This window comes from Bradyrhizobium sp. UFLA05-153 (assembly GCF_054185185.1).
The window spans coordinates 56,377-62,516 of record NZ_JBBIAM010000049.1 but is presented as its reverse complement, the minus strand read 5'-3'; the positions used below and the strand labels follow the sequence as shown (position 1 = coordinate 62,516).

The 6,140-nt window shown below is 64.2% G+C and carries 7 protein-coding genes; 3 read left to right on the top strand and 4 right to left on the bottom strand.

Translation table 11 applies throughout. The features are described 5' to 3' along the window. Positions 1-162: 162 nt before the first annotated feature. Positions 163-1,437, bottom strand: a complete 1,275-nt coding sequence (locus tag Q2941_RS26725) for an acyl-CoA dehydrogenase family protein (protein WP_458194217.1) — start codon at positions 1,435-1,437, stop codon at positions 163-165. Between the two features lie 214 nt (positions 1,438-1,651). Between Q2941_RS26725 and Q2941_RS26720 the strand changes: the two genes are divergently transcribed. Next, positions 1,652-2,431: an enoyl-CoA hydratase-related protein gene (locus Q2941_RS26720; protein ID WP_027525861.1), complete on the top strand. Its 780-nt coding sequence runs from the start codon at positions 1,652-1,654 to the stop codon at positions 2,429-2,431. A 183-nt stretch (positions 2,432-2,614) separates the two neighbouring features. Here the strand turns inward: Q2941_RS26720 and Q2941_RS26715 are convergent, their stop codons facing one another. The 3 genes from Q2941_RS26715 to Q2941_RS26705 are packed head-to-tail and all read right to left on the bottom strand — an operon-like array spanning position 2,615 to position 4,766. Then, entirely contained in the window at positions 2,615-2,992 is a 378-nt protein-coding gene (locus Q2941_RS26715) for a DUF6285 domain-containing protein (protein WP_027525860.1), read from the bottom strand. A gap of 2 nt (positions 2,993-2,994) precedes the next feature. Beyond that, a complete protein-coding gene (locus Q2941_RS26710) occupies positions 2,995-3,981 on the bottom strand; it encodes a phosphotransferase family protein (protein ID WP_027525859.1) in 987 nt (328 codons plus the stop codon). Beyond that, complete coding sequence (locus Q2941_RS26705; RefSeq protein ID WP_458194216.1) at positions 3,978-4,766, bottom strand: enoyl-CoA hydratase/isomerase; 789 nt, start codon at positions 4,764-4,766, stop codon at positions 3,978-3,980. The genes Q2941_RS26710 and Q2941_RS26705 overlap by 4 nt, the downstream gene beginning before the upstream one ends. Before the next feature lie 167 nt (positions 4,767-4,933). On the opposite strand from Q2941_RS26705, the gene Q2941_RS26700 reads away from it, so the two are divergent. After that, a complete protein-coding gene (locus Q2941_RS26700; RefSeq protein WP_254106987.1) occupies positions 4,934-5,713 on the top strand; it encodes an SDR family NAD(P)-dependent oxidoreductase in 780 nt (259 codons plus the stop codon). Positions 5,714-5,740: 27 nt separating this feature from the next. After that, complete coding sequence (locus Q2941_RS26695) at positions 5,741-6,118, top strand: VOC family protein (protein WP_027525856.1); 378 nt, start codon at positions 5,741-5,743, stop codon at positions 6,116-6,118. Positions 6,119-6,140 lie beyond the last annotated feature (22 nt).

Genomic DNA, 6,140 nt, shown 5'->3' with positions numbered 1-6,140 from the left:
CGCCAACGCCGTCCTCAAGTCAGGTCAGCCCTGGAAAGGAGCTGCCATTGCTTGACAACCGACACGGTAGATCCCGGGCTCGCGCTTCGCGCGCCCGGGGACGACTCGGGGTGAGAGACGTCGCACTAAGCGCCACTCAACGCGCGGCGCTATCCGCAAGTCTCAATGCTTCCCCGGACCCATGTACCCGAACAAAAACCCCGCCACCTTCCGCATCTGGATTTCCTCGCTGCCTTCGGTGATGCGGTAGCGGCGGTGGTGGCGGTAGATGTGCTCAAAGGGCTTGTGGCGTGAATAGCCCATGCCGCCATGGACCTGCATGGCGCGGTCGGCGGCTTCGCAGCACAGGCGGTTTGCCCAGTAGTTGCACATCGAGACGCGGTCGGAGTGCGTGCGCTCGATCTGCTCCTCGGTGAGCTTGTCCATCTCCCAGGCGGTCTTGCGGATCAACAGGCGCAGCATCTCGGCTTGGGTGGCAAGCTCGACCAGCGGGAACTGGATCGCCTGGTTCTCCGCGAGCGCCTTGCCGAACGGCTTTCGCTCGCGCGCGTATTTCACGCTCTCGTTGATGCAGTAGACGGCGGCGCCAAGCGAGCTTGCCGCCTGCCGGATGCGGTTCTGATGGACAAAACATTGCGCGAGCGAGAGTCCCCGGCCGACCTCGCCGAAGAGCGCATCCTCAGGCACGAACACGTCGGTGAAGCTGACACGCGGATGGTCGGTCGGCATGTTGAAGGTCCACATGTATTCTTCGACCCTGACGCCATGGCTGTTCGCCGGCACCAAAAAGCAGGTGATGCCGCGCGCATCGCCATCATCGCCGCTCGTGCGCGCAAACAGCGCACAGTGGGTGGCGACATGCATGCCTGTCGTCCACATCTTCTCGCCGTTGATGATCCAGCCCTTGACGTTGTCGCGGGTTGCCGGCACGGCGCGCGTCTCCATGTGGGTCGCGTCGGAGCCATGATGCGGCTCGGTCAGGCCGAAGGTGATGCGATACTTCCCCCTGATCGATCCGTCGATCATCGCCTTCTGGTCGTCGCGACCGTAGCGGTCCAGCATGGTGACGACGGGGAAATTGCCGACGATGGAATGCTCGTTCTGAAGATCGTTGTGCAGGCCGAGACCCTTTGCGGCGAAATGCTCGCGGATCACGGCCATCCAGAGATTTGAGCCGTCCTTGCCGCCATATTGCCGCGCCACGGCAAAGCGCAGATGACCGGCGGCATCCGCGGCGTCCTTTGCCTTGCGCAGCAGCGCTTCCCATTCATGCCGCGGCAGGCCGCCATTCTCGAAATCGGTGCGCGCCCATTCGCGACGATGGTCGAAGAAGCGGATGTTGTCGTCAGCCTTCTCCAGCGGCTTGATCTCGCGTTCGATGAAACGGTCGAGCTCTTCGAGATAGGCGACGAGATCGGCAGGCAATGAGAAATCCACGGCAGTCTCTCCCGGATCAGTCTTGTTGTTTTTGCGTTAAGGCGCTACCCGCGTTGTTGCTTGCTGCAATTAAGGTGAGAAGAGCGTGGGCAAGTCAAGCAAGCCGAGAGGCGCGACTTACGCAACGCGCGCTTGCGCAATTGGATGGTGCTCACATTCGGACGCGCGTTAGTATGGGGATCAATTCCTTCCAACAGAAAATGCGGGAGCGACCATGGAGCTGAAATTTTCCAAAGTGGAACGCAAGGGTCCGATCACCATCGTCACGCTCTCGCGTCCCGAGGTCTACAACGCGCTGCACACCGACGCGCATTTCGAGCTCAACAAGGTGTTTGACGATTTCTCCGCCGATCCCGAACAGTGGATCGCGATCGTCACCGGCGCCGGCGACAAGGCGTTCTGCGCCGGCAACGACCTGAAATGGCAGGCAGCCGGAGGAAAACGCGGCTGGGACAAGGGCGGCTTTGCCGGGCTCACTTCGCGCTCCGACTGCGACAAGCCGATCATCGCCGCCGTCAACGGCGTCGCCATGGGCGGCGGCTTCGAGATCGCGCTCGCCTGCGACCTGATCATCGCCTCTGAAAACGCAACCTTCGCGCTGCCCGAGCCGCGGGTCGGCCTTGCCGCGCTCGCCGGCGGCCTGCATCGCCTGCCGCGCCAGATCGGATTGAAGCGAGCCATGGGCATGATCCTCACCGCGCGTCACGTCAGCGCCAAGGAAGGTCTCGAGCTCGGCTTCGTCAACGAGGTGGTTCCGCAGGGCGAGGCGCTCAACGCCGCGCTGCGCTGGGCGGAGATGATCACCAAGAACTCGCCAATGTCGATCCGCGCATCGAAGCAGACCATCCAGAAGGGACTCGGTGTCTCGCTTGAGCAGGCGATCGAGGAGCAGCGGGAGTACCCGGCCGTGAAAGCGATGGTCGCCTCGCAGGACTACATCGAGGGACCCAAGGCGTTTTCCGAGAAGCGGCCGCCGAAGTGGCTGGGGCGGTAGGGTCTCTCCCCCTTCGTCATTCCGGGACGCGCCGACAGGCGCGAGCCCCGGAATGACAGCGGAGAGAGTGGCGCGACTGTCCCAACGCCGTCATTGCGAGCGCAGCGAAGCAATCCAGACTGTCACCGCGGAAAGATTCTGGATTGCTTCGCTGCGCTCGCAATGACGGAGAATGGGAACCACCTACCCACCCCTCGACAGCTCCCGCTTGTAAGACGCGTAGTTCGGCTGATCCACCGCGAGCTTGTCCATCGTGGTCTGCCAGAGATGCCCGGCGAGGCCCGGCGTTGCGAGATCCGCCTCGCCCTTCGCGATGCGCTCCGCGAGCGCGCGGTTGAGCTCGGTCACGGAGCCGTCCATACCAAGCAGCGCGCGCAGCCGCGCCACCTCCTTCGCATCGCTTTCCTCCTCCAGCGCCAACTGCCGCGTCACAAGATCGAGGGCGTTGATGGCCACGCGCAGCTTGAACGCCTGGTGGCCGGTGATCAGGGGCGTGATGTCGCTGCGCAGGAAGTCGGCGACAGCCTTGGTCAGTTCGATGGGCGTGGGCTCGTCCTGCATGGTCAGCTCCCTCGCGGCGCCAGGAGGCGCAACAGGTCGATTTCGGTTTCGGAGGCGCGGCGGCCGATCATGGCGCGCTCCATCGAATGATCGGGGCCAGCGCGAAACCGCTTCATCATGGCGCCGCACATCAAACCCCAGCGCAGCGTGCCCATGACTTCCCAGAATTTCACGCGCGCCGCATCGACCTTGCGGCCAGCGGCCTCGTAGCCAGCGAACATTTCCTCGCGTGAGCCAAAGCCGCCGACGGGCTTGTCGATCTCGCCGAAACGCCAGGAGTTGACGCAGATCCAGCCGAGATCCTCCATCGGATCGCCGAGATGGGCGAGCTCCCAGTCCAGCACCGCGCGCACGCCATCCGCGCCGATGATGAGATTGCCGTTGCGGAAATCGCCGTGCACCAGCGTCACCTCGTCGGACGGACCGGGATCGTGGTCACGCAGCCAGCGCAGCGCCAGTTCGAACACGGGTTTCGGCCAGTCGAAGCTGCGATAGTCGCGCTCCAACTCGTCGAGCTCCTTCCTTGCGGTCATGCTGCGAAGCTCTGGCAGCTCGGCTTGCGGCAGCTTGTGCAGGCCGGCGAGGATGCCGCCGATCTGGCGCGCCAGCAGCAGGCGCGCCGCGGCGAACTCATCGTCCCGCAAGATCTTGCGCGCAATCGTCTCGCCTTCGACCCGCTGCATGATGAACCCGGTGCCGAGATCGTCCTCCGCCGTCAAGACATGCAGCACGCGTGGCGACGGCACTCCCGCTTCGTATGCGAGCTGCATCAGCCTGGCCTCGGCGGCGAAGCCTGCCGCACGCGACGACGCCACGCGATAGTCCTTCGCCGCACGACGCAAGATCGCGCCGACGATCCCATTGGGATGCAGAATGTCGAAGCGCCAGCTTTCCTGGTTGGCACCGCCGGACAGTTTTGCGGCGCCGGTGATGCCGGTTGCGCCCGGGCACCAGCGTGCGACGCTGCGCGAAAGCTCCGCCTCGATCATTTGCCTCTGAACTTGGCCGGCCGCTTCTCGAGGAAGGCGCCGACGCCTTCACGGAAGTCCTCGGTGTCGCCCGCGCGAAGCTGGCACTGGAATTCGAGATTGAGCTGCTCCTCGAAGGAGTTTTCCGGGCTGTCCCAATAGAGCTTGCGGATCAGCGACAGCGCGACCGTCGGCCCATTAGCAAGTTCATGCGCGAGCTTCATCGCCTCCTCCATCAGCGCGCCGTCGTCGTGGACGCGGTTGACGAGGCCCCATTCCAACGCCTTCTCCGCCGGCAGCCGCTCGCCCATCAGCGACAGCTCGATCGAGCGCGCCTTGCCGACGAGGCGCGGCAACAGCCAGGTCGAGCCGCAATCGGGCACGAGGCCAATGCGGCGGAAGGCCTGCAGGAAATAGGCCGAGCGCGCGCACAAGATCATGTCGCCGAGCAGCGCGAAGCTCATGCCGGCACCGGCAGCCGGCCCGTTGACCGCGGTGACGATCGGACAATGCAGATTGCGGATCCGCCGCAGGAACGGGTGAAAGCCGGTCTCGAGTGTCAGGCCGGCCTTGGTCTTCTTCGACTGGTTGTTGCGGCCCTGCAAATTGGCGCCTGTGCAGAACGCGCGCCCCGCTCCGGTCAGCATCACGCAGCGGATCTCGCCCTTCCGCTCCTCGATCTCGTCGAGCGCCTCCGCAAGCCCGCCCAGCATGTCCACCGAGACGGCGTTCATGACCTCCTGGTGATCGAGCTTGAGAATGGCGACCGGCCCGTCGAAATCGAGCGTGACGTGTTTGAACTGCATGGTTTCCTCGTCGTTGCGGCCGCGATGTTCCGCAGACCGGAATTGCCTTTCGTCGGAGCGCATATTTGATTTTTGCCGGCGGCTTGTCCATGGTGATCGGGACATAGCGGACAATCTTGTGCGCACAGGCTGATGCGCGTGATGCCAAAAACAGCGGGGAAACACCCATGACCATTTTCGATCTCACCGGCCGCGTCGCCGTGATCACCGGTGGCAATGGCGGTATCGGGCTCGGCATCGCACAGGCGCTCGCCGCGCAAGGCTGCAACGTCTCGATCTGGGGCCGCAATGCCGAGAAGAGCAAGGCCGCCGCCGCCAGCATGGCCGGCTCGCCCGGCAAGGTCGATGCCCGCGTCTGCGATGTCACCGATCCTGCGTCGGTGAATGCGGCGATGAAGGCGACGCTCGACACCTTCGGCCGGGTCGACGGCTGCTTCGCCAATGCCGGCATCGGCGGCGGCGGCCGGCGCTCCTTCGTCGAGCGCACTGAAGAGGAATGGCGCACGATGTTTTCGACCAATCTCGACGGCGTGTTCCACGCCTTCCAGGCAGCAGCCAGGCACATGACCGACCGTGCCAATGCCGGCGATCCCTTCGGCCGGCTGGTTGCTACCTCGAGCCTCGCCTCGATCTTCGGTACAGCGCGCAACGAACATTACGCCGCGACCAAGGCCGCCATCAACGCGCTGGTGCGTGCGCTCGGCGTCGAGCTGGCACGCCATGGCGTCACCGCCAATGCGATCCTGCCCGGCTGGATCAAGAGCGACATGACCGCCGGCATTATGGCCAACGAGAAATTCGTCGCCAACGTCATGCCGCGGATTCCGCAGCGGCGCTTCGGCGAGCCATCCGATTTCGGCGGCATCGCCGTGTACCTGATGAGCAAGGCGTCGTCCTATCACACCGCAGATACGTTCGTAATCGACGGCGGCTATACGGCGTTTTGAGCCACAATAACCGGGGGAGGAAGAACCATGTTCTCGCACGTGATGATAGGCACCAACGATCTGGACAAGGCCAAGGCGTTCTACGACAAGCTGCTGGCGACACTCGAGGTGCGGCCGGCGCGGGTCGATGGCCATCGCATCTTCTACATCACCAGGACCGGCATTTTCTCCGTCAGCGAGCCGATCAACGGCGAGCCGGCGACCGCCGCGAACGGGGGCACGATCGGTTTCGCCTGCAATTCGCCCGAGCAGGTCGACAAATGGCATGCAGCCGGCGTCGCGGCCGGCGGAATGCCGATCGAGGATCCGCCCGGCATTCGCGAGGGATCGGGAGCCAAGCTCTACCTCGCGTACCTGCGCGATCCCGACGGCAACAAGATCTGCGCGATGCACCGGGTGGTGTGAACTCGCCACACGTCACACTGTC

Bases quoted from the DNA above. Each gene is read 5' to 3' on its own strand.
- Q2941_RS26700 (WP_254106987.1), top strand. From the start codon at position 4,934: ATGACCATTTTCGATCTCACCGGCCGCGTCGCCGTGATCACCGGTGGC.
- Q2941_RS26695 (WP_027525856.1), top strand. From the start codon at position 5,741: ATGTTCTCGCACGTGATGATAGGCACCAACGATCTGGACAAGGCCAAG.
- Q2941_RS26705 (WP_458194216.1), bottom strand. From the start codon at position 4,766: ATGCAGTTCAAACACGTCACGCTCGATTTCGACGGGCCGGTCGCCATT.
- Q2941_RS26715 (WP_027525860.1), bottom strand. From the start codon at position 2,992: ATGCAGGACGAGCCCACGCCCATCGAACTGACCAAGGCTGTCGCCGAC.
- Q2941_RS26720 (WP_027525861.1), top strand. From the start codon at position 1,652: ATGGAGCTGAAATTTTCCAAAGTGGAACGCAAGGGTCCGATCACCATC.
- Q2941_RS26710 (WP_027525859.1), bottom strand. From the start codon at position 3,981: ATGATCGAGGCGGAGCTTTCGCGCAGCGTCGCACGCTGGTGCCCGGGC.